This window comes from Paenibacillus sp. J22R56 (assembly GCF_056269375.1).
Window position 1 is genome coordinate 694,145 of the sequence record NZ_JBWDNV010000002.1, and the last position, 23,914, is coordinate 718,058.

23 protein-coding genes are annotated in these 23,914 nt (G+C 45.6%); 17 read left to right on the forward strand and 6 right to left on the reverse strand.

All coding sequences use genetic code 11. The features are described 5' to 3' along the window. Positions 1-117: 117 nt before the first annotated feature. Positions 118-1,050, forward strand: a complete 933-nt coding sequence (locus AC0YNT_RS07170) for a glycerophosphodiester phosphodiesterase (protein ID WP_475803937.1) — start codon at positions 118-120, stop codon at positions 1,048-1,050. Here AC0YNT_RS07170 and AC0YNT_RS07175 read toward each other — a convergent pair. Next, positions 1,047-1,247: a hypothetical protein gene (locus AC0YNT_RS07175; protein ID WP_167274126.1), complete on the reverse strand. Its 201-nt coding sequence runs from the start codon at positions 1,245-1,247 to the stop codon at positions 1,047-1,049. The genes AC0YNT_RS07170 and AC0YNT_RS07175 overlap by 4 nt on opposite strands. 93 nt (positions 1,248-1,340) lie before the next feature. Between AC0YNT_RS07175 and AC0YNT_RS07180 the strand changes: the two genes are divergently transcribed. The 6 genes from AC0YNT_RS07180 (at position 1,341) to AC0YNT_RS07205 (ending at position 8,272) form a co-directional block, all read left to right on the forward strand. Continuing rightward, positions 1,341-2,879, forward strand: coding sequence for an MDR family MFS transporter (locus AC0YNT_RS07180; RefSeq protein ID WP_475803938.1), 1,539 nt, complete (start codon positions 1,341-1,343; stop codon positions 2,877-2,879). Positions 2,880-3,013: 134 nt separating this feature from the next. Then, positions 3,014-4,234, forward strand: a complete 1,221-nt coding sequence (locus tag AC0YNT_RS07185; protein ID WP_475803939.1) for an MFS transporter — start codon at positions 3,014-3,016, stop codon at positions 4,232-4,234. 22 nt (positions 4,235-4,256) lie between these two features. After that, entirely contained in the window at positions 4,257-5,702 is a 1,446-nt protein-coding gene (locus tag AC0YNT_RS07190; RefSeq protein WP_475803940.1) for a spore germination protein, read from the forward strand. Further along, entirely contained in the window at positions 5,699-6,907 is a 1,209-nt protein-coding gene (locus tag AC0YNT_RS07195; RefSeq protein WP_475803941.1) for a Ger(x)C family spore germination protein, read from the forward strand. Before AC0YNT_RS07190 ends, AC0YNT_RS07195 begins: the two co-directional genes overlap by 4 nt. A 2-nt stretch (positions 6,908-6,909) precedes the next feature. After that, a complete protein-coding gene (locus tag AC0YNT_RS07200; RefSeq protein ID WP_475803942.1) occupies positions 6,910-7,158 on the forward strand; it encodes a hypothetical protein in 249 nt (82 codons plus the stop codon). Between the two features lie 31 nt (positions 7,159-7,189). Beyond that, positions 7,190-8,272: a GerAB/ArcD/ProY family transporter gene (locus tag AC0YNT_RS07205; protein WP_475803943.1), complete on the forward strand. Its 1,083-nt coding sequence runs from the start codon at positions 7,190-7,192 to the stop codon at positions 8,270-8,272. Here AC0YNT_RS07205 and AC0YNT_RS07210 read toward each other — a convergent pair. Continuing rightward, positions 8,269-9,303 carry a ParB/RepB/Spo0J family partition protein gene (locus AC0YNT_RS07210; RefSeq protein WP_475803944.1) on the reverse strand — a complete coding sequence of 345 codons (1,035 nt, stop codon included), beginning with the start codon at positions 9,301-9,303 and terminating at the stop codon, positions 8,269-8,271. The two genes, AC0YNT_RS07205 and AC0YNT_RS07210, sit on opposite strands and share 4 nt — an antisense overlap. A 102-nt stretch (positions 9,304-9,405) precedes the next feature. On the opposite strand from AC0YNT_RS07210, the gene AC0YNT_RS07215 reads away from it, so the two are divergent. After that, positions 9,406-10,416, forward strand: a complete 1,011-nt coding sequence (locus AC0YNT_RS07215) for an SDR family oxidoreductase (protein ID WP_475803945.1) — start codon at positions 9,406-9,408, stop codon at positions 10,414-10,416. A 356-nt stretch (positions 10,417-10,772) separates the two neighbouring features. Further along, entirely contained in the window at positions 10,773-12,167 is a 1,395-nt protein-coding gene (locus tag AC0YNT_RS07220) for a YheC/YheD family endospore coat-associated protein (protein WP_475803946.1), read from the forward strand. Between the two features lie 314 nt (positions 12,168-12,481). On the opposite strand, the gene AC0YNT_RS07225 is transcribed toward AC0YNT_RS07220, so the two are convergent. Continuing rightward, positions 12,482-13,315: a sugar phosphate isomerase/epimerase family protein gene (locus AC0YNT_RS07225; protein WP_475803947.1), complete on the reverse strand. Its 834-nt coding sequence runs from the start codon at positions 13,313-13,315 to the stop codon at positions 12,482-12,484. Positions 13,316-13,476: 161 nt separating this feature from the next. Between AC0YNT_RS07225 and AC0YNT_RS07230 the strand changes: the two genes are divergently transcribed. The 4 genes from AC0YNT_RS07230 to AC0YNT_RS07245 all read left to right on the forward strand — a co-directional run bounded on the left by AC0YNT_RS07230 (position 13,477) and on the right by AC0YNT_RS07245 (position 17,664). Beyond that, positions 13,477-15,045: an MDR family MFS transporter gene (locus AC0YNT_RS07230; RefSeq protein WP_475803948.1), complete on the forward strand. Its 1,569-nt coding sequence runs from the start codon at positions 13,477-13,479 to the stop codon at positions 15,043-15,045. Positions 15,046-15,057: 12 nt separating this feature from the next. Further along, positions 15,058-15,669, forward strand: a complete 612-nt coding sequence (locus tag AC0YNT_RS07235) for a PadR family transcriptional regulator (protein ID WP_475803949.1) — start codon at positions 15,058-15,060, stop codon at positions 15,667-15,669. Between the two features lie 311 nt (positions 15,670-15,980). Beyond that, entirely contained in the window at positions 15,981-17,045 is a 1,065-nt protein-coding gene (locus AC0YNT_RS07240; protein WP_475803950.1) for an SH3 domain-containing protein, read from the forward strand. 85 nt (positions 17,046-17,130) lie between these two features. Then, on the forward strand, positions 17,131-17,664 hold the full coding sequence (locus AC0YNT_RS07245) for a LysM peptidoglycan-binding domain-containing protein (protein WP_475803951.1): 534 nt from the start codon (positions 17,131-17,133) through the stop codon (positions 17,662-17,664). A gap of 55 nt (positions 17,665-17,719) precedes the next feature. On the opposite strand, the gene AC0YNT_RS07250 is transcribed toward AC0YNT_RS07245, so the two are convergent. Beyond that, complete coding sequence (locus AC0YNT_RS07250) at positions 17,720-18,862, reverse strand: hypothetical protein (protein WP_475803952.1); 1,143 nt, start codon at positions 18,860-18,862, stop codon at positions 17,720-17,722. A 109-nt stretch (positions 18,863-18,971) separates the two neighbouring features. On the opposite strand from AC0YNT_RS07250, the gene AC0YNT_RS07255 reads away from it, so the two are divergent. Then, positions 18,972-19,940: a VanW family protein gene (locus AC0YNT_RS07255; RefSeq protein ID WP_475803953.1), complete on the forward strand. Its 969-nt coding sequence runs from the start codon at positions 18,972-18,974 to the stop codon at positions 19,938-19,940. After that, positions 19,937-21,181: a hypothetical protein gene (locus tag AC0YNT_RS07260; protein ID WP_475803954.1), complete on the forward strand. Its 1,245-nt coding sequence runs from the start codon at positions 19,937-19,939 to the stop codon at positions 21,179-21,181. Before AC0YNT_RS07255 ends, AC0YNT_RS07260 begins: the two co-directional genes overlap by 4 nt. A 67-nt stretch (positions 21,182-21,248) precedes the next feature. On the opposite strand, the gene AC0YNT_RS07265 is transcribed toward AC0YNT_RS07260, so the two are convergent. Continuing rightward, positions 21,249-21,395 (reverse strand): hypothetical protein, encoded by a 147-nt coding sequence (locus AC0YNT_RS07265; RefSeq protein WP_165930719.1) that lies wholly within the window; start codon positions 21,393-21,395, stop codon positions 21,249-21,251. Between the two features lie 179 nt (positions 21,396-21,574). Between AC0YNT_RS07265 and AC0YNT_RS07270 the strand changes: the two genes are divergently transcribed. Continuing rightward, the gene (locus AC0YNT_RS07270) at positions 21,575-21,901 is read left to right on the forward strand and encodes an L-rhamnose mutarotase (protein ID WP_475803955.1); all 327 of its coding nucleotides are present in this window, start codon (positions 21,575-21,577) and stop codon (positions 21,899-21,901) included. Between the two features lie 158 nt (positions 21,902-22,059). Next, positions 22,060-22,365 (forward strand): DivIVA domain-containing protein, encoded by a 306-nt coding sequence (locus AC0YNT_RS07275; RefSeq protein WP_167274183.1) that lies wholly within the window; start codon positions 22,060-22,062, stop codon positions 22,363-22,365. Between the two features lie 54 nt (positions 22,366-22,419). On the opposite strand, the gene AC0YNT_RS07280 is transcribed toward AC0YNT_RS07275, so the two are convergent. Continuing rightward, positions 22,420-23,853, reverse strand: a complete 1,434-nt coding sequence (locus tag AC0YNT_RS07280; protein ID WP_475803956.1) for a DEAD/DEAH box helicase — start codon at positions 23,851-23,853, stop codon at positions 22,420-22,422. Between the last annotated feature and the right edge of the window lie 61 nt (positions 23,854-23,914).

A 23,914-nucleotide genomic window follows, 5' to 3' on the forward strand; every position in this document is an offset into this window, starting at 1 on the left:
GTTCCAAGAAATTGGAGCAGCTTTTTTTATTTTCCAGTCCCTGCGTTTAACTGCAAACCGCATAAAAAGGGAAATGACGTGAAACGTTAAGGGCAACGGAAGGGAGGCTTTTGGCAAATGAGAAGGAAAGAGATATCATCTTTTTATTTCTATATGCTGCATGGCTTACTTATTGCCGTCGTCCTGATCCTTATCCTGACTTTCGCGGAACATCCGGCTGTTGCAGGACAACGGTTCACGAAACCTGCGTCCATTATCGCTCATCGCGGCGCATCTGGGTATGCACCTGAACACACGATTGCCGCGTACCGCAGTGCAATTGACTCCGGGGCGGATTATATCGAGATAGATCTTCAACAGACGAAGGATGGCGAGATCATCGCCATGCATGATGATAGCGTCAATCGTACGACAAATGCAAATGGCAAAGTAGCCGCAATGACCCTTGCTGACATCCAGCAGCTTGATGCAGGCTCTTGGTTCAATAAGCATCATCCGATGTATGCCAGGGATGAGTTTACGAGGCAGCAAGTTCCATCATTACGAGATATATTTACTACTTTTGGCCACGACACACGTTATATTCTTGAGATCAAAGATACAGAATTTAACCCGGGAATTGAGGAAAGGCTGCTTCTTCTAATTGAGCAATTCCGCCTTGAAGACCATGTCATTATCCAGTCGTTTAATTCCAAAAGCTTGAAGAAAATTCATCAATTAAACGATCATATCGTGCTGTACCAACTGATGTGGTATAACACTCCTGCCCGAATCAGCAGTGCTTCGCTTCACAAAATTAAAAAATATGCAAAAGGGATCAGTCCGAATTTTCCAAAGATTAATGCCGCCTATGTTAAAAAAGTTCAAAAATCCGGCCTGCGGATTTACCCGTACACGGTTAATTATCAACTGAACATGGATCGTGCTTTGAATTGGGGAGTAGATGGCATCTTTACCGATTACCCGGACCGATTCCGTGAAGTTCTGCAAAAGAACAGCAGCTTTGTTTATTTGCTTCGTCATACTCTTGCCCAGTGGTTGAACAACTAGCGGCGAGAACGAAATTTAAGCGAGCGCCGAATAAGCATTGGCAGAGCCATGCTGCCGGCGCTTGCGGTTATCATCGAATGGAAGGGAATGACGAGCGCGTAATAAGCAGCTGTACTGATAATGATGTCAATCAGGATGAATTTTTTCACTTCTGCGATCGGTATAACGACTACAATAATATTCTGTTTATTCCCCATCAAAGCTCCTCCAACCATAGTAATCTCTAATTCTCATCCTATTTCAGCCCCACTTTGTCCCATTCGTTTAAACTCCGTTTAAATTCGGAGGGTATGATGATCCCAGTTAAACGAACGAGTGAGGTGCTGAATGTGAAGCAAAATAGTAAAACACTTGTCCTGATCGGCTTGCTGCTTGGCCTTATTTTTGCTGAGATGGATGAGACGGTCGTATCAACCGCTATGCCTACGATCATTAAGGAGCTGCACGGCTTATCATTATACGGCTGGGTTGCTGGCGTGTATATGCTCACCATGACGATTGCGATGCCAATCCTGGGAAGACTTGCGGATGTATTTGGGCGAAAAAAAGTCTACATGAGCTGTATGGCTCTATTCTGTCTAGGTTCCATCATTTGCGGCTCGGCTGACTCGATGGCACAGCTTCTTATCGGCAGAGGAGTTCAAGGCATTGGAGCAGGTGGTTTGATGCCAATCGCTCTGGTTATTATAGGAGAAACCTTCCCACTTGAGCAGCGTGCGAAGGTGCAAAGCCTTATTGGTCCTATGATGATACTCCCACAGCTGATCGGACCTACAATTGGTGGTTATTTTGTCGATAATTTGAATTGGCACTGGTTATTCCTGATCAATATTCCGGTAGCTGTTGTTGCTGTAGCTTTCCTGTTCAAAGGGCTGCATGAGTCTAGAGGGGAAGAGAAACACACGATTGACTGGGCTGGCGCTGGCACACTTGTTGCTGCATTGCTATCGTTCCTGCTTGCCCCCGTATTGATCGACAATCAGGGACTGAGCTGGACTTCACCTATTATTATCGGTCTGTTAGTCTTGTCGGCATTATTAATTACCTTATTCATTCGGATTGAATCCAAAGCGAAGGAGCCAATCATTCCGCTTCATCTGTTCCGTAACCGGAATGTTGTTGTCTTATCGCTTATCGTATTTACTCTTATGTTGGGCTTAATGGGCGGAATTTCGACCTTCCCGTTCTTTGCGCAAAATGTAATGGGCCTGACACCAACGGCAGCTGGTTATCTGATGTTCGCCTTTATGGCTGGAGCTATCCCATCGAGTATTCTTATCGGATTCTTAGTTACTCGAGTTGCTTATCGTAATCTGTTTATTATTTGTTTCATACTGCCGTTAGTAGGAATCTACCTGCTTTCTCAGATCGCTGTAAGTACAACCGTTCTCTACATCATTATTGCTTTCTTTATTATGGGTCTTGGCATGGGGGCACTGTTCGGCAGTGATAACCTGATCGTGCAGGAGTCCGTAGCGAAGGAGCATAGCGGGGTAGCGCTTGGTACGGTGCAGTTGTTCCAGTCACTTGGAGCTACAGTTGGACTTAGTGTACTTGGCAGTGTCCTGGCGAAAAATATTAAAGATGGTGTAAATGACTTATCAAGTGGTATTGATCCGCAAACGGTAGATACCATTCAAACAGGCGGCATACCTGCTGGTTTGTCGTCAGATCTGGTGTTAAAGATCCAAATGGTATTTGCTAATGCCTTTGACCATATCTTTGTTATTGCCTTGGGGTTTGCAGTGGTGTCATTTGTCCTCTGCTGGTTCTTGAAGAAGGAAGTGCTCACAAAGCGTGAGGAAGTAGAAGAAGAGGTAGCTGCCTAGAATGCTTTGAATAACACGATACGAAACGGTCATCTTATTCTCCGATAAGATGGCCGTTTTTTGTGCTGTTGTTACATAATGGCATTCAATCCAGGGCACATTGTAAGTATTGAAAAGCTGGAGGAACTATCAACATGAGCGAGACTACTTTATTCCGTGAACCCAAAAACCGGAAGCTGCTAATAAGCGCCGGATTCAGCTGGCTGTTTGATGCCATGGATGTGGGGCTGGTCTCGTTTATCGCAGCAGCGCTAAGCGTAGACTGGAACCTGAGCGCACAGCAGATCGGACTGCTCGCTGCAATTAATTCTACGGGGATGGCATTTGGCGCAGCTGTATCCGGATCACTCGCCGATCGATATGGCCGAAAAGCTGTTTTACTGTGGACATTGCTTTTGTTTTCCGTGGCAAGCGGGTTGTCCGCACTTGCCCCCAATCTACTCGTACTAAGCATTCTGCGCTTTATTGCCGGGTTTGGATTAGGTGGAGAGCTTCCGGTTGCTTCTACGCTGGTATCGGAATCGGTACCGGAGAAAGTAAGAGGAAAGGCGATTGTCCTTCTGGAAAGTTTCTGGGCAGGTGGCTGGATATTAGCAGCATTAATCTCCTACTTCTTTATTCCGCACTATGGCTGGCGAATGGCGCTTGTTATTGGCGCTGTACCAGCGATATATGCTTTGTTTCTAAGAAGAGCGATCGAGGATTCGCCGCGTTATAAGGAGCAGGCAGGGAAGAAGAAGCTGACCTTTAGTGAACGTATGGCATCGATCTGGTCTGCTAGATATCAACGGGCGACGATTACGCTCTGGATCTTATGGTTTACGGTTGTGTTCTCTTATTATGGGATGTTTCTGTGGTTACCTACCGTGATGGTTATGAAAGGATATACGCTGGTTAAAAGCTTTCAATATGTATTGATCATTACACTAGCACAGCTTCCGGGTTACTTTACTGCCGCCTATCTGATCGAGAAGGTAGGGCGGAAAGGGGTATTAGCCGTCTATCTGCTTATGACTGCCATCTGTGCCATTTGGTTTGGCAATGCTACTACAGCCGGGATGCTGCTGACTGCAGGCATCTTCTTGTCATTCTTTAACCTTGGGGCATGGGGAGCGATGTATGCTTATACACCTGAGTTGTACCCAACAAGCATTCGCTCTACTGGGGTTGGCTTTGCCGCAGCTTTCGGGCGGATTGGCGGAATTATTGGTCCCTATCTGGTTGGGTTGCTGATTGATAAAGGTACATCGATAACCTACGTGTTTGTCGTGTTCTTTATTGCGATTGTGATAGGCGCACTAACGATCTTATTGTTCGGAGTGGAAACCAAGGGAACGGATCCGGACCGCGCATAGTAAGCAGGAAGGAGGGGGAGTTATGACAACAGGTGAATTCGCGCCTCTCTTGCAGGCAAATGTGGAGAGAATGAAGCTAATCATGGGTTACAGCTCGGATTTTATCGTTCGTGAATTGGTCATTTCGAACAATCGGAAGACTGCGATTTTTTATTTAGATGGTATGGTTGACAAGAATGAACTTCAGAATGGTGTTATAACCGCTTTGCTTGATCGAACACCGCTGGATTCAGTTAATCTCAATGTTTTGCGAGAGCATGTCTTGGTTGCTGGAGAGGTGAGCCCGATTCGCACGGTTGAAACTGCCTTGGAGCAGATCTTCTCCGGCAGTTTATTGATTATGCTGGATGGGGATCCGGAAGGACTGGCCGTTGCGATGCCGGGCTGGGAAGATCGTTCAATTACAGAATCGAAGACTCAAGCCGTTGTGCGTGGACCGCAAGATTCCTTCACAGAGACGTTGCGCACCAATACGACATTAGTTCGACGCCGCGTGAAAGACAAGAGAATAAGGCTGATCACGCTTAAAGTCGGCAAAATGACGAAAACGGATGTGGCCGTCATGTATATGGATGGCTTGGCTAATGCTAAGCTGGTTCGCCAGCTTATCGGCCGTTTGCAAGCTTCCAAGCAGGACCGTGTGCTCGAAGGCGAGTACCTGGAAGAAATTTTGCATGAAAAGAAGCAGCGGACAATCTTCCCGACGATCTACAATACAGACCGGCCGGATACGATAGCTGCCGGCATCATGGAAGGGAAGGTTGCGCTGTTCGTCGACGGTACCCCGTTTGTTATACTGACTCCCGCATTATTCATCGATTTTATTCAATCGGCCGAGGATTATTATCAACAGCCTCTGTACAGCATTTTGATTCGGTTGCTTCGATATGTATCACTTGCCATATGTTTACTTGTGCCGTCCGCTTATATCGCACTTACCACGTTCCATCAGGATATGCTGCCGACACAGCTGCTTCTCAGTCTTGCGGCTCAGCGGGAGGGCGTACCTCTGCCGGCTTTTATTGAAGCATTGCTGATGGAGGGAACGTTCGAAATCTTACGAGAAGCGGGCATTCGAATGCCGCGAACGATTGGACAAGCCGTATCCATTGTTGGAACGATTGTAATTGGCCAGGCTGCTGTAGAAGCAAGCATTGTATCGGCCGCAATGGTGATTATTGTAGCGATTACGGCCATAGCCAGCTTTGTCATTCCAGCTTATTCGATGTCAATTCCGATTCGGATCATCCGCTTTTTGTTTATGGCCTTGTCGGCTTCGTTTGGCATTTACGGGCTAACGATCGGCATCATTATACTTGTCGTACATCTTAGCCATCTGCAGTCTTTTGGCATTCCTTATTTAAGTCCAGCAGCACCGTTTCATGCGAGCAATCAGAACGATGCCATTTTCCGTATGCCGTACTGGAGGTCTACGAAAGGACAAACGAAGCAGGATAAGTCATCATGAATGCCTTCACACGGATCGGAGCTGTAATAACGGCCATGCTGATTATGGTTATGTTCTTATCGGGCTGCTGGAATCGGCGGGAACTGAATGCCATCTCCGTTGTGCTTGCTATGGGTATAGATTGGGTGGACAACCAATATGAAATAACAGTCCAAGTATCTGATCCGTCACAGATGTCGGTAAATCGATCTACCGGCCAGCGTTCGCCAGCTATTATTTTCTCGGAGCATGCTCCAACGATCTTTGAAGCGCTTCGCAAAATTACGACGAAAGCTTCCAGAAGAATGTATCTGTCGCATATGCGAATCGTCATTATCAATGAAGAGGTTGCAAAGAGGGGAATTCATACTCCACTCGACTTTTTGTTTCGGGATCATGAGGTCCGCCCGGATTTTTACATGGCGATTGCGAAAGGCTGTTCAGCGAAGGATATTCTTGCTTTTGTTACGCCAATGGAAGTGCTGCCTGCAATGGATCTGTATAAGTCGCTTAAAGTGTCTGAGCATGCTTGGGCCCCTACTTCGGCCGTTAACGTTGTTAATATGATGCAAAAGATGACAAAGGATGGCATTGATCCCGTGCTGACAGGCATTACTATTATTGGCAATCGAAAAAAAGGGATGAAGATGGATAATGTCAAGCAGCCAACTTCTTTGGCAGAGTACAAATATACCGGGATCGGCGTTCTGCTAAATGATCGGATAGTTGGATGGCTTAATGAATCGAATAGCAAGAGCTACAGCTATATTACGAACAATGTGCATAATACCGTGGGCCATATCCCTTGTCCAGACTCGAAGGGGAATTTTGTGATAGAAGTATACAAATCAAAGGCCAAGATAACTCCTTCTATTCAGAACGGGAAACCATTCATTAAGGTTGAATTGCGGAGCGAGGCAAACATTGGAGAGTATCACTGCCAGGCTGAGCTAGCAGATGAACAAGTATTTTACCAGTTGCAGGAAGCGGTAAGAGAAGATCAGAAGAAATCGCTTGAAGATAGCATTGCTTATGTCCAGCAGAGATTTGGAGCGGACATCTTTGGGTTTGGGGAATATTTCCACGAGAAATATCCAAGACAATGGCAAGCGTGGAAGACGGAATGGCCGGAAGTGTTTAAGAATGAGCTGAAGGTTGAGGTTATCGTTAAGAGCGAGCTGCACAAGACCGGTAAAATAATCAATACCATTCACAAGCAGCCATAATAATGAGAGGGGCAGTACGGGTGGTGAACATGATTATTTTGCTGCTATTCCTGATGGGGGCTTATTTGCAATATCGTGCCTTGCTGAAGCGGCGGGCTATCCGTGACATAGCCATCAGCTCTTGTTTTCTGGCTGTTGGCGTATCGCTTGTCTTGCTGAAGCAGTTCGAGGTGAAATTGCCCAGCCCGATGATGGGAATCGATATGATGTTCAAGCCTATTGAGACATTTGTATCCAGGCTGCTTAGCTAGACTAAAGTCATAGAAGGGAGGCATGGCATACATGAATTCCGAGAAGCTTACGAGCCGGCAGATGACGATGTGGTTTATCTTATATCAGCTGGGCAGCGCATTTCTGGTTTTGCCATCCAATCTCGCCTCTATTGCTAAACAAGATGCCTGGATTTCCTTGTTCCTTGTTCTAGTAATTCAATTGCTGATGATTATGGTCTATACAAGAATTGTGAAGCACCTTAATGGTGTTCCGTTTGAGCAGTATATACAGACTCTGTTCGGCAAATGGTTCGGTAAGCTGTTCTTGCTGTTGTTTACTCTAATGTTTCCTTTCCTGATCATGAGCCTTTCCCTGCGAGATCTGGGTGAATATATTACTACGGTCATTATGCCGGAAACTCCGATGGAAGCTATATTTGTCATGATGCTTGGGGCTGTGATTTACGTCGTATACTGCGGTGTTACAAGCATTGGTCGTGCGGCTGAGGTTTTATTTTTCCTCGTGATGGCTCTGCTTGTTTTAGGCTACCTATCATTAATTCCGACGGCAAAGGTTTCTAATTTGCTGCCGGTATTCGAGTTTGGCTGGAAACCGATTGTGCATGCCTCGTTTACTAACATCGCTTTCCCATACATCGAGAGTGTATTGTTCCTCTATTTCACTACTCAGCCGGAGAAATGGAGGAACATCGTTATGAAGAGCTCGCTGTTTTCAGGCGCCTTATTTATGTATGTAACACTGATCGTAATTGCGGTTCTTAGTCAGGGCGTAGTATCAACCTTAACTTTTTCGAGTTATTTTGTCGTACGGACCATAAGCTTCAGCGATTTCTTCGAACGGTTTGAAGTTGCAGTGTCTGTTGTTTGGTTTATTGCGATTTTTTTCCGACTGTCTTTGCTGATGTACGTAAGTGCAAAGGGGCTCGCTGCGGTATTCCAATTGGTGAATTATCGCTCGTTATTAATACCGCTGGGGTTGATGGCGTATGTAATTGCGGGAGTATTATGGCCAAACACGGCTGTAATACTTACAAGCTACCGTATTTGGCCGTATTATGCGATGATCTTTGGGATCATCTGTCCAATCCTGATTTGGATTGCGGGGCAGATCAAGCGGAGTGTGTCCAATTAATTAGCTGCTGCGATGGATTTCAGCTTATCCCATTCTTCGGTATGACAGCGCAATTGCTCTAATACAGCATCCATTCTGCGGATTAGCACAGCTCTTTCTTCAGCATCCATCTCCTGCAAGGATAAAGCAGCTTCATTCGGTAAAGGAGTGAAAGCAGGCAGGGCTGCCAGCAGTTGATTCAATTTCCTATCCATGGCCTCGTAAGGGCTTACTGGTGTAGAAATGGTTTCTTCCGAAACTGCCGGAATCTCGATTGTGGACTCACTTTTGCTTGCTTTCTCACCTTTTGGAGGCTTTGGTTCCGCAGGTTTAGCTTTTTCAGCCTTATTACTCTGTTGGATTGACCAGGTTTCAAGCAATCCAGGACCAGATTTGTATAACAGCTTGTCCTTGGTGGAGGCCGAAATATCTTTGTCCTTGAAAAGCTTAGCGATCTTCTTCACATCACTTGGCGGCATTTCATCCTTGGCCATTATTAACGCCAGCGGATCACGATGCTCCATCGGTAAATCCTTAAGCGGCAGTAATTGATCTTCGGTCAAACGATCCTTGCGAATTTCTGTACCGCCAATAATTAGCTTGCGAACGGCATTGCTGAATTTCAGAAGCTCACATTTATTTTTTATGTAGGATTCCGGTTTACCGAATTTACTTGCCAGAAATTTGACTGAGCGGTTAAACTTCGGATCTGTCATCAGCTTATTAAAGGCTTCAGCTTCCTCAATTGGAGAAAAGCCCTGCCGAGTGAGATTTTCCGCGATTTGCTCCATATAAATATCCTGCTCATCGGTCATGCTCGTCACAATGCAAGGAATAGCTGGCAGGTCAAGGCGTTTGCATGCTTTATATCGACGGTTGCCATAAATGATCTTATAACGTCCGCCTTCAATGGTTCTTACTTTGATGGGAGAGAGAAGACCGATTTCTTCAATATTGCGCATCAGCTCTACAAGTGCTTCTTCGTCGAACTGATAACGCGGCTGGTCCGTATCCTCGTCAATCATGGCTAGGGGAATTTGTACAATGTCCATAACTTGTCTCCTATTCTTCTGTTCTATCTTTCTATTATACCGTAAATATTGCTCCTGTTGCTTTAAAGCTTTAAACTGTTCATTGAAGGGAGCGATGTTCAGATGAAAGTATTGTTTATCGGAGGTACTGGCTTAATCAGCCAGGCGGTATCGAAGCTTGCTGCTGAGAAAGGTATTAAGCTCTATTTGTTTAACCGTGGTAATCGGGAAGCTCTAGTCCCGGAAAGTGCAGAGATTATCGTAGGAGATATCCGCGATAAGGAATCTGCTGCAGCAGCACTAAACGGTTATGAGTTTGATGTTGTTGTCGACTGGATCGCTTTCACACCGGAACATGTACAGACTGATATTGAACTATTCCGGGGACGTACGAAGCAATATATCTTTATCAGTTCTGCATCTGCCTACCAGAAGCCGCTGAAGCATTATATCATAACCGAGCAGGCTACGCCGCTTGAAAATCCATACTGGCAATATTCACGAGATAAAATCGCCTGTGAAGAGCTGCTGATGAAAGAGTATGCGAATGCCGGCTTCCCGGCAACCATTGTCCGCCCTTCGTTTACATACGGCGATACAATGATCCCTGCCTCGCTGAACAGCTGGCCTCATCCATGGTCACTTGTTGCGCGTATGCGTAAAGGGCTGCCAATTATCGTTCATGGAGACGGCCAATCGTTATGGACAATGACGCATAACAGCGATTTTGCAAAAGGTTTTGTAGGCATGCTTGGCCAGCAGTCTGCGATTGGTGAAGCTTATCATATCACTTCAGATGAAGTGCTTACTTGGGACCAGATCTATGATGCGATTGGTGCTGCTGCCGGCGTAAAGCCTAATCTTGTACATATTTCGTCCGAATTCCTTATCTCGTATGATCCAGAGCTTGTTGGAGGATTACTGGGTGACAAAGCCGTCAGCGCTGTGTTCGACAACAGCAAGATCAAGCAGCTGGTACCAGAGTTTGTGGCTACTGTACCTTTTGCAGAAGGCATCAAGCGGACGATTGAATGGTTCGAAGCACACCCGGAGTGTTGTACGGAAGATGAAGAGTGGAATAAGCAAATGGACAATATCATTGCTGCGCACTCATCCGGTTTTAAGAAAGATTAGATAAAAAAGAGGCCGTACGGGACTTAATCTCGTACGGTTTTATTTTTGTTATTAATTTGAATAATTGTTTAGAATGGTTAAAGCCAAACGGAGCGATTCAAATGATTCTGGAGAAGCGTTAGCCGAAGCTTCCGAAGTAGCTTTCTTACAGAAAGCTTTAAGCGTCCGCCTTTGCTCGAGGATTCCGACCACTTCTAACTTGTTCAAGGAATACTCGAGCAACAGCGGTTGGAAGAACATTTGAATGCGTAGTTTATTATTTAACCTTATAAAAATTATTAAAATTAGGCATTGACCGTGTCCGATAGACTTCTGCCCCATATTTTAATGATAGTAGGGGAAGAGGGGGATCGCCTTTGTATAATGAAGCCCTTGTGGAAGTTTCTAGTAACAGCAAGCAAGGCATGAATCAAGTGGCCATAAGTCGAAGTCTTATGAATAAATGGGGATTAATTGCCTCTACAACGATAAAAGTGAATATTGGGCATCTTGCGATACAAGCGAATGTGATCCCGATTAATAGTAATACGCCAAAAATCGTGTTATCCAAGGCGCATAAAGCTAAGCTAGCTATTCCGAAACCATGCAAGCTATATGCTTACTATAATCAAAAATCTATTCGACTCGGGCCGGTCGTTGGCGTAGTTGTCAGCAGCCCGAAATTTGAAGAGGTCAGCAATCATTTTCTGCAGTCCCATACATCAGGACGTCCAATGCTGCTCTATAAGTTCAGGCCGCAGGATATTAAGTGGAGGAGTCGGAAGGTTAGCGGAAGCTTCCTGCAGCGGTCTGGTAAAGGAATGCGGTGGCATAAGGCAACCGCTCCATTCCCGAACGTCATCTACAACCAAATTATCTCTAAAAAATTCTATAGTATGCCGTTGTATAAACGGTTCTTCGAGTATGTCTACCATACGCGAAGTACCATCTTTAATCATAAATACTTCAATAAGGACGACATGTATACGTTTATATCAAATGATCCAGAATTGAAAGCACATTTGCCGCTCTTGCATATCTCTCCGTCCATTCATCAAATCGAGGAACTATTAAAAAACTCAACCTCCGTCTTCCTCAAACCACTTAAAGGAAGCGGTGGCCAGGGCATATATAAAATCAGCCGAAGATCAAGCTCACGTCCATACTATTGCGAAGCCATATTTGGTAAGACGAAGGTCAGTAAGCCATATTCCTCCCTGACGCAATTGATTCGCAATCATATTCCGAAGCTGTCGTCCTACTTGGTCCAACAAGGTGTGGAGCTGAAGCGTTACGGAGAAGATTTCTTTGATTTGCGCGTCCAGCTTAATAAGAATGGCCAGAACGAATGGGTGGTTGCAGCCATCGGGGCTAATATCAATCATCCCAGCAAAATTACGACTCATGGCGGCTGGATTAAGACAGGGGCTTATGTATTAAATGAAGTATTCAGGCAGAGAGCAGGCGTTATCGAGGATAAAATAAAAAAGGTATCGAAACGTATCGGGTATGTGCTGGAAAAAGGATATGGGCATGAGCTCGGTGATCTAGGCATTGATCTTGGCGTTGATCAGGATGGACGTGTATGGATTTTTGAAGCGAATAGCGCTCCGGGCCGACACATATTCAAGCATGAGCTTCTTAAGCCGCTTCACCGAAAATCCGATCATCTTATGATGGACTATTGCCAGTATCTGTTCAAGAAGCAGAACGATAAGTTCTTTCCAAGCATGAGTAGTACACGCTCGGCAAAGCTTCGGAAGCTGAAATGAATTTATATTAAGGCTAAACAGCAAACTACGAATTCGAATGTTCTTCCGATCGCCATTGCTCGGGGATTCCTGTGAATTAACCAAGAAGGTTGGAATCCCGAGCAAAAGCGAACGCTTTAAGCTTTCTGAAAGAAAGCTACATCGTAAGCATAATCTTCGCTTCTCCAGAATCATTCGAATTGCTCCGTCTGCCATTACCCTCTTTATTTTGAGGCGAGGTTGAGTTCCCCTTATGCTAAATCTACTGAGAAATCAGTAAGAGATGAAAAAAGCAAAAAAGCGATGCAGGGAGCATCGCTTTTTTGCTTTTGTGCTTAAGCTCTGATGTAAGATAAAGCAATTCGTTTCACCCGCTCGAGGCCTTCCCACATATCGCCGGGGCCATCGTAGATCAGTACGAAAGCTCCGTTAAATCCGACTGCAGAGACGGCATCCAGACATTTGCGGAGCTCCGTTTCATCCGGGTAGCCGTTCTCATCATATTGAGGCTTCACATGAATGGATACGCTTAATGGTGTTGTGAGTGCAAGCTCCTCATATTTATGAGCGCCATGGAAGTTTCCGAAGTCTGTAATGGTCGAGGCATGCTCACCCCAGGCATCAAACAACTTTTTGCAGCTCGCTCCGGTTGAAGTCAGTGACTTGAAATTTTCTGTTACAACCTTAACTCCAACTGTTCGTCCATAAGCAGACAGCTCTGACAGTCTTGAGGCTGATGCCAAGATTGCCTCGTCATCCGTCGGCAATGCTTCACCAGCTACTACTCGGATTTGCTTGGCACCGCAAAGGGAAGCGATATCAATCCATTCTCGAATTAGCGACAGATCGGCGGTTACACGGCGATCATTTGATGAAGTGATATCACCATAGTCCAGCAGCAGGGTGTCGAAGGACAAGCCAGCTGATTCGAAAGCTTGTTTGACTTCCGCCAAGTATGCCGGTTCCGTTGAAGGGAAGTGGAAGTGGCATACTTCAACTGCCTGATAACCACGCCTTGCCGCTTCTGCTGGGAGCTCAAGCAGCGTGTGAATCAATGGCTGTTCCTGAACAGAAGTGTTGTGCTCGCCCGTTTCTTCATTCCAAATAGTCCAGCGAAGTGGACCTAATTTCCGGTGAAGGCTCCAAGTACTTAATGATAAATAAGACATATGTAATCCCACCTTATCTAAAGATCTCCTTGCCATTATACACCAGAAGACTTACAAAACCTTTAAACATTTTTAGATTGATTAATACTCAAATTTGAGTATAATAGGCGAAGGGTATTCAAATTTGAGTACGGCTAATTGATAAAAGAAGGGAAGTTCTTATGGACGCGAAAAAAAGTAGTGTCAAATTAGTTATTGCGGGCTTGCTGCTTGGTCTGTTCATGTCGGCATTAGATCAGACGATCGTTTCGACCGCTATGACCAAGATTATTGAGAAGCTTGGCGGGATGGATAAATTCGTATGGGTTTATTCCGCTTATATGATCGCGATGGTGGTGGCAACACCAATCTTCGGTAAACTATCCGATATGTACGGACGCAAACGTTTCTTCATCTCAGGTTTAATTTTCTTCCTCATTGGTTCAATCCTGTGTGGTACAGCTACAGATATGAATCAGCTCATTATTTACCGTGCGATCCAAGGTATCGGCGGCGGTGCTATTATGCCAATCGTATTTACGATTATCTTTGATCTGTTCCCAGCGGAGAAACGTGGCAAAATGATGGGTCTGTTTGGTGCCGTATTTGGTATTTCCAGCGTATTTGGCCCAATAATGGGCGGTGCCATTACGGATAATATCAGCTGGCGCTGGATTTTCTACATTAATGTACCGATCGGCATCTTGTCGTTGATCTTCATAATGAGAGGTTATCAGGAATCGAAAAATCACCGAAAGCAAGTCATTGACTGGGCTGGTGCTATTCTTCTGATGGCCGCCGTTCTGCTTCTGATGTTTGGCCTTGAGCTTGGTGGTACAGATGGCTGGGCTTGGGATTCGGCTAAAACGATCTCTCTGCTTGCCGGAGCAGGTATTCTTGCCATCGTGTTCCTCTTTGTTGAGAAAGCGGCCAAAGATCCGATTATTCCGCTTCACTTATTCAAGAAACAGCTGTTCACAAGCAGTATGATGATAAGCATGCTCTATGGCGGCATAATGCTTGCCGTTGCTACTTATATTCCACTGTTCATGCAAGGCGTATTCCATTTGTCCGCGACAAGCACAAGTACGGTTCTTACGCCGATGATGCTTGGTGTTGTAGTCAGCGCACAGGTTGGCGGCCGGATTGCAAATAAATTCCGGTTCCGTGATGTGATGATCGTATCGTCCATCATTCTTATGGTGGGAACCTACCTGCTTGGCTATGTGATGGACACATCGTCCAGCCGCGGTTTGATTACCGTGTTTATGGTCATTGTTGGTCTCGGAATTGGTGTATCCTTCTCCTTGCTAAATATCTCGACGTTGAATTCCGTTCCACCGCAATATAAAGGATCGGCGTCTTCGCTTATTACCTTCTTCCGTACCATTGGTTCTGCTCTCGGCATTACCGTATTTGGTACCATGCAGAAGTCGCATTTCCAAAATTCACTGCAAGATGTACCAAATATGAACCCTGATATGGCTGCTCAAATTAAAGGCGGTCAGGCATTGCTTGATCCAACCGTACAAGCGAAAATGGGTCTGCCAGCAGATTTTATCAACGTATTGATCGGCAATTTGTCCGATTCTATCCTGTTTATTTTCCAATGGAACGTCTTGCTGCCAATTTTAGCTTTCGTATTCGCGATTCTTATGGGCCGTTCGCGTCTCGAATTATCGCCAACACCAAAGGCAGCACCTTCCAGTGATGAGGCTGGCAAGCCGAAACCATCCTACTCAGGGAGATAAGGGATGATGTCAATGAAGCTGTTAATTCTTGGGCTTCTGATGGAAAAAGACAGACATCCCTACGATATCAGACAAACCATCAAGCAGCGGAACTGGAATGAAAGCTTCAGGCTGCGGGATGGCTCCTTGTATTATGCGGTTGATCAACTGCGTGATAAGCAATTGATTGAAGCAGCGGAGATCGTAACGGTGCCGGGTGACAATCGCCCGGATAAGACGATTTACCGCATTACGGAGAGAGGGAGAGCTGCCTTCCATAAGCTGCTGTACGATCAGTTCAGCGAGGTATCTTATCCTCAGCATCCGGTATTTTTATCCTTGCCCTTCGTGCGTCATGGAGAGCAAGAGCAAGTTGTAGAGCTGTTGGTGAAGCAGCTGGACGCTTGCGAGAACCGCATTAAACGAATGGAAGCCGTCCTTGCTTTCAAAGGCGATATCCTTCCAAGAGGATCTGTTATGATGATCCGGGGAATCATGAAGTTTGGTGAGACGGAGAAGGAATGGCTGCTTGAATTAATTGATGAAGCAAAGAGCGGTCAACTGCTGCAAGGTACAACATGGACTCCGGAGCAGATCGAGGAGTATCTTCGAATCCACAGCAAACCGCACAAGTCGGAAGAATAATACAATTAAGGCTAGTGAACCGCACAGTTGTGCGGTTCTTTTGTTTTTCTTTTGTTTTTATTTACCTTATTTGCTCGTATAGGGTCATATTGGCGTAGCTTTTTCGGGTAAGTTACTGATCAAACGATTAGAATGGACGGCATTTGTCGATAATCCTCTTTTTCAGCCAAATTCCAACTCTTTTGTCCGACAAAGAAACAAGAAACCCGCACAGGATATTTGACACGTTTTTCAATTCCTCCTATGTACAATCTAACCTATACCGAAACACAGGTATGTCTGATTTACAAAACGATGGAAGAGGTGTAACGATGCATACAAAACTAAATCGTCAAGTGCTTGTTTATGTACTTTGTATAGCTTTGTTCATGACCTTAGGCACGCGTTTTCTACCTTCAAATAAAGTCTCAGCTGATGTGACAGACAACTTATCGGCAAGTCTTCTGACAATTACGGACGGCAATATTATCATTGGTGAGACCTTGCAGCTGTTCTCACCGCAATTACCGGAAACAACGGATTTGGTTCAGCCAGCCCTGCAAGAAGAAGTGTCGGAGCCTATTACGAATTCCTCCCTCGAAATACATAGCGCGATCGCGCCGCCCTCTGTGCAAGAACCATCGATTCATACATATGAAGTAACCGCGTTTTATCTCAATGTCCGCGAACAGCCGGATGCAAACTCCAATATTATCGAAGTACTTAAGCAAGGTGATACGATCGAGGTTGGTCAAACATTAGATAATGGATGGCTTGCGTTGAAGGATAAAGGCTTTGTCCATGGGCGTTATGCGGAAAAGATGGAAGAGAGTGGGGCCGTAGCCACTGTGGCTGCAGCAGCACCGGAAGTATTAGCGAAAGCGAATACAATAGTGGCAGAATTGCCGCTTAACGATACGTTAAAGATTAAACCGTCACAGACTCCAGAGCCGTCTGATCCAGAGAAACCAACATCCACCGTTGAGTCAGATTCCGGATTGACGGAAGAGCATATCGCCAAGTTATTTGAGAAAACAGCTCTTGCAGACCACGGATTAGAGAAAGCCGTTCTCGACATTGAACAGGAATACGGCATTAACGCGTACTTCACTATAGCGGTTATGAAGCTGGAGAGCGGTAACGGGAAGAGCATACTCGCGAAGAAGAAAAATAATCTGTTTGGTCTTAATGCAATCGACAGTGACAAATATAACAGGGCATTTTCCTTCAAGACGAAGGGAGATAGTGTCCGCAAGTTTGGACAGCTGCTGGCCAAAAACTATGTAGACAAAGGATTTACAACGATAGATAAGATAGCAAGAAAATATTGCCCGGCAAATCCCAAGTGGGCAAGTCTTGTGATGAATATTATGAAGAAGGATTACAAGAAGTTATAAGAACAACTTGCTGGGAGAGAGGAACCTTTTGGCCCATGATTCAATAAGTTATATAGTCAAATGACTATGTAACGGAGGTAACTCAATGGATAATCGTGGATTTGTTCCTTTTGGTGGCGGTGGTTTTGGTGGTGGTGGCTTTCACGGCGGATTCCGTCCTCCATTCCGGCCATTCCCGCATCCGTTCTTCCCAGGCCGTTTCTTGTTCCCGTTCTTCTTCTTCTCGCCATTCTTCTCTCCTTTCATCCGGGAAGATGACCGCAATTACTATTACGCCCATCATCAAGTGCAGGCAGGAGATACGATGGAGCAAATCGCCCATGCGTACAATATTCCAAACACACTCTTAGAAGAAGCTAATCTCCACCTCTCCAGTCCAAAATCACTAAAACATGGCGAAACAGTTGTTATACCACGTATCTCTAATATGTATTGCCACAAAACGTACATGGATCTGCCTGCTAACCAATCACCCGCTCAAAGTAATGCACAGCCAAATGTTCAGCCCAACATGGTAAACCCAAACAGTGTTGGTCCAAACAATGCTAATCCGAATATGGTAAGTCCGAACATGGTTAATCCAAATATGGCTAACCCGAATATGCATATGGGCCACTAAAAACAAATAACGACCACCGCCTTCTTACTCAGGGAAGGGAGGTGGTCGTTATTTGTTAGGAGAGATTTAATTCCTTCAGCTCCCAGGGACTAATCGGACTTGTTCTCACGAAATGAGATTGTACTTGCAGCAGCCGTTTACCACGGGTTATATGCATCGTTTCGGCTTCGAGCTGAACATCAGAGAGCAGCGATTCCTCTTGAGGCAGCTCACGGCCATCTTTCCGCCTGATGGAGCTCCAATCTTGTTTGTGCTGCAGCAGCGCTGCAGACTGCTCCTGGGACAACCCTTCTGTTAGTGTCTGGACCATCTCCGAATCGTCATGATGCAGGGCTTCAATGAGACTTTGACCTAACTGAAGAGGGGAAGAGTCAGCAAAATAATTTCTCAACATTCCCGCGGCTTTATATACCATGAGCTGATGTGGCAAATCCGGAGCATCCGATTTATGCGTGGAGCTGTTCAGGAAATGAATGCAAAAATGTCCCGAAAATCCATTTTCCGGAATCCCGTCTCCACCATGGGGCATCCCATTCATCGAGGCAGCGATTTGTTTGCCGTCTTTCTCAGCTATAATTGCTTTCCGATCCCAGGTCCAGCCCTTGTTATAAATTTGTTTCATTACTTCCGTATCTGCTTTCGTAACCGGCTGGACATCGGCATGATCATGTCCGGCTCTGCGCTGCACACGAAACGTCAAACCTGTCTCCATATCCTTAATCACAAAGATCGACTTGCGGGAAAAGAGCTTCTCTGCCTCTTGCCAATCCAGTAATTTACCGTAATGCTGCTGGTGAAGGGCGTCGGCAGCTTGTTTCAGCTTCATAACCGCCTTGCTGGGCAGTTCAAGCCTCTTCTTGTAGGTTTCGTCCCACAACTGGCCGCTCGTATCGAGACGAAGCAACGGGGCGCCTAAGCGCTGCTCGTTCACATACAGATCGCTAAAGCGTGGTACTTCGCTTGTTAGCTGCCAATTCGGATTTTGAACAGCGTTCATCATATCGGGATCCGTGATGAGCTGATGGTTCTCGAAAAGGGCAGTTGGGCTTGTTCGGACGGATAATACGAGACCTGACTCGTTCTTTGCTTCTGCCAGTAACGCAGACCTCGCATGGAGGATATCCTCCGGTAACCAAGCAAGGCTCATAATGAGCATGATCAGACCGGCAGATAGGCTGCGGCTAAGTCGAATAAACATAATATCCTCCTATTTCAAAATAATTGAAGCGTTAGCGAACCATACTATCCCTTGTCCATTATTATTCACGGCTGTAATAGCGCTTATGTGAAGATAGGAGAAGTGAGGAATGGGATTGAACGGAATATGGATAGCTGGCCTCGCTATCCTGCTGCAGCAGCCAGTAGCGCCAATAACTACTTCTGGCCAATTAACAATTGAACATCAAGGAAAGCAGCTTGCTTCTATAGAAAGGCAAGACTACGGGTTACCGGGGACATCATTCTTGGACATTACGAAATATAACCAGCTGCAAAAAAAGCTGGAGAAAATCGTGAACATTCCACCGGCTAACGCTTATATCGCTGATCGAGGGAATATCGTTCCTGAGAAGCCGGGCTATATGCTCGATCATGATCAATTTGCGAAGCTATTTTACGCTTATTTTTTCAATAATGAGCCCTCTAACATTGTTGTCCCTCTTGCTCAAGTTCATGCAAAGGTGGACAGTGAATTACTTGCCAGCATTAAAGAGAAGCCGATTGGTCATTACGTCACTTACTACAATAGCAACAATAAGAATCGCTCCCATAATATTTCACTTGCGGCTAAGGCTATTTCGAATGTTGTGGTGTTCCCTGGAGAGACCTTCTCGTTTAATCGAATCGTAGGACAGAGAACGGTGGAAAAAGGCTATTTGAGTGCACCGATTATTGTCAGGGGAGAGTTGTCAGAAGGAGTAGGCGGGGGCATATGCCAAGTATCCTCAACCTTGTTTAATGCCATTGACAGCGCTGGTCTGAAGATTGTCCAACGGTATTCTCATAGCCGTCATGTTCCTTATGTGATGCCTGGACGTGATGCAACCGTCAGCTGGGATGGGCCGGATTTCGTATTTCGGAATGAATATAACCAGCCTGTTCTTATTCGAGCATTTGCAGGCAGCGGACGCGTCTTTGTATCCGTTTATTCTTCCGAGCTTATTGAGTATAAGCATCGGGATGTCCCAAGTATGTCGAAGAAATTGCCTGAGGAAATTGTATTCAAATTGCAGCACGTTGATCGTTTTGCAGATGAAGGGATGGAGAGTATGCCATGAGAAGAAGGTTAATGGGACTCCTGCTTAGCATTACTGTTGTTGGTTTACAAGCGTTCACTTCAACAGACGTGGCGGCAGAAGGCGAGCAGGAAGCGCTGCAGGCTGCTTTTATACGGAATAATGATCTGTGGCTTGCCATCGAGGAAGTGCAAAAACCGCTCACAAAAGGGGAATATATCCGCTATCCGAATTGGTCGAGTGATGGCAAATGGCTGACGTTTCTCCGGGATGAGAATAGACCCGAAGTCTGGACATACGAAGCGGCAACAGGCGGTATGCGCAAAATTGGAGAGGGCAATGATACGAAGTGGGATCCACATAGTCATCGGTTAGCGGTATTATCAGGCAGATACCTAAGTGTGGTCTCGGCAGAAAAGCCAACAGATCACTCACAGGATCGAATTATGGACAATGTAGGCGAGTTTTCATGGATTCCGGATGGCAGCGGACTTCTTGTCTCGACGGCCGCAGAACTCATGCCTGACGGTCAATGGTCAGCTGTTGAGCTGTACATCTTGAAACAAGATGCTTCTGGCGCTTGGGTGAAACAGCTGTTTTATCGATTGCCAACCCAATCGGATGATTGGTTCGCCGTACAGACAAGCCCGTTCAAATGGTCACCTGACGGAAGATGGATCGCCTTTATTGCTAAGCCAACAGCTTCGTTGTCTGCGGATGCGAATACACTGGTCTTATTATCTACAGATGGGAAGAGCTTTCTGAAAGCCGGGCAGATGCTTGCTTATACGAACTGGTTCGAGTGGGCTCCAACTAGCGGGCAACTAGCCTTCATCGAGGGGACGGGAAGGGAAGCGACCTCGAATAAGAAGCTGACGATTGTCAAAGACATCGCCTCACTGAACAAACGAGTCATAACTCCTTCCGGATATGCAGATAATGATTTTACATGGGACCGTGATGAAGCGATCATCGTCTCCAGACGGAAAGAAGCGGATTGGTCCAGTGATGAAGAAGATAGAACGCTGCCTATATTAGTGCGTGCAGATCTTCAATCTGGCAAACAAAAAAATCTGACCCGTTCGCTTGATGGATATGGAGATTATGCGCCAACGTTGGCGAAAAATGGGGTTCTCACTTGGATTCAATCTGGACAAGGCTCTGCTGAGGTAAAATATGTTGGAGATCGAGCTAGGCGTCCGTTAACTTGGATTCCCAAGCTGACCGTTGCTTCTGATTATTACGGCAGAATGAATTGGAGCGAAGTGATCGATTATCAATAAAAGAGGAGTGGCCGGACACCTTGACGAGCAAGATGGTCCGGCCATTTGTGCATCATATTACGGATGTCTAGCCTGTAGATGGGCTGTTCGGAACATGACCTTTTTGGTTGCGGTTCCGGTCTGTTGAGCCCGCCACATTATTTTCAGCTTCTAATGAGTTGAATTGCAGTGCATGCATTTTACCTTGGAAAGACCGTCGTTTATTATGCGACATAAATTTCATTCCTCCCTGCGATAGAATGGCGCCTACATCTTGTGGCGAGATTAGATTGCCCGCTGTCCGCACGGAATATCTCGTGAAAAATCTTCTCTTTACACCTTTCTCTGGATAATTTATATTTGAACCTGTCAGCATTTCTTGAAAACGTCTTCATGAGGAGTGGGAGGAAACACATGGAAAACAGCAATAAATTTGCTTGGACTTGGAAGATCAAAGAGGAACTGCTTGAGGAATACATAGCTATGCATCTGGCACCTTGGCCAGAAATTATGGAAGAGCACACACGTGCAGGATTTCGGAATTATTCGATTTTTCAAAATGGCAACCAGTTTTTCTACTGCTTCGAATGTGATGATGTCGAGAAGGCATTTAGCATTATCGCTAAGAGCGAACCATGCAATCGCTGGAATGCAATCACCTCACAAATGGTGGAAGGCTCCTTCGATTTCAAGGAAGCTGAACCGATCAAACCTTTAAGGGAAGTCTTCTACTTGAAATAAATAAGAACCTATATGGACGGCCTGACGCGGGATGCGAAGGGCGGTCCTTTTTCATGCGTTAATGCTTCCGCTTTGCAGAAAGTCGAATTTCGTCGTATTATATAGATTAGAAATCATTCAATGTTATTTTTTAAGGTCTGAGAGGAGCATTCATACAAATGAGCGAGTTGGTTCATTACGGTATTCAATTAACGGCGCAAACGATACATGCTAAGCAGTTCGAGAAGAAGATGAGAGGCTACAACCAAGAGCAGGTTGACGAATTCCTCGATGAGATTATTAAGGACTACAGCCGGATGCAGGAACTGATTGTGAAATTTGAGGCAGACCTGGCGAATATACATAAAGAATTGATGAAGGACAAAGAAGCATTCGATTACTTTATGGTTAAACGCCGCCTTGAAGATCTGGAGCAACGTGTATTTGGTGAAAAAAGAGAGACCCTTCGTCCTCGCGTTATGTAAAAAAGAGCCGCTTAAGATCTATGTCAGTCAACATAGAGCTATAGCGGCTTTTTATTATTTATTTCCTCTGCGAACCTTTAATTGCTTGCCTTTAACCGTTGTATTCTTCATAAGCTCCAGAACAAGCGATCCTTTGCCGTTCAGAATCTCAACATCGGTCACATGGTCGAGAATGGTGATGATCCCAATATCGTCAGCGGTTACCCCTTCAAGCTTAGCTATGGTCCCCACAAAGTCTACAGCTCTAAATTTCTTTTTCTTCCCGCCATTAAAGTTCAGCTTCATAATCTGCTTGTTCAGCTGCTCGCGCCGATCTTTTTTTAGCTCAACCCCAACATTAATTTTGCGTTCAAAATCTTCCCGGCGGCGGTCAACCGCTTCTTCGGAAGGAGCTTTCACTCTCGGAATCGCAAATCCAATATAGTCTTCAATGTCGGCTAGACGTCTGCCGTCGTTAGGTGCGAGGAAGGTAATAGCCGTTCCGTTCTTACCGGCACGACCTGTGCGGCCTGTACGATGGACATAACTTTCCTTCTCAAGCGGGAAATCATAGTTGATAACATGGGTAATGTTCGAAATGTCGATACCTCTGGCCGCAACATCCGTTGCAATGAGGTAACGGAATTGACCTCTTCTGAACGCATTCATCACTTCAAAGCGTTCTTCCTGCTCCAAACCGCCGTGGATACGGTCGCAAGGATAGTCGAGCTCAGCCATCGCCCGGAACAGCTTATCGACATTCTCCTGTGTCCGGCAGAAAATAATACAGCTGTCCGGATTCTCCACAATAAGAACATCTTGCAGCAAGGCCAGCTTGTCAGCTTCTCTCACTTCAATAAGGGAATGTTCAATCGTTGCTGTCGTTAACCCGCTTGCTTGGATCTCGATCTGCGCAGGGTTGTCCATATAACGACGTGACAGCTTGGCTACATCCTCAGGGAAGGTGGCGGAAAATAACATCGTGACCCTGTCACTTGGCAGGGCTTGAATGATCGCTTGAACCTGCTCGATGAATCCCATATTCAGCATTTCATCAGCTTCATCAATCACGAGATAAGCAAGCCGTTCCAATGCAAGTGTGCCGCGCTCAATATGATCGAGAACACGTCCTGGCGTACCAACAACCATATGTGTTCTTTGCTTTAGTTCAGCTTTTTGCATATGAAAAGGGGATTTCCCGTATAGGGCTGTCGCTTTAATTCGCTTGAACCGTCCGATATTCGTGATATCTTCTGTAACCTGAACGGCAAGCTCACGAGTTGGTGTCAAGATTAAAGCCTGCGGCTTATTCTCGTTCCATTCCACAAGTTCGCAGAGCGGAATGCCGTAGGCGGCTGTTTTACCGCTGCCTGTTTGCGATTTGACGACCAGATCTTTTTTCTCAAGTGCAATCGGAATGACCTTCGACTGTACTTCTGTTGGTGTGTCAAAGCCTAAGCTAGTTAATGCCATTGTAATTTCCTTGCTTAATTCTTTAAATGCTGTCATTTTCAACCTCTTCTACACGATTTTCGTTTTACCTATACATACAGATTGCCACCGAACATTC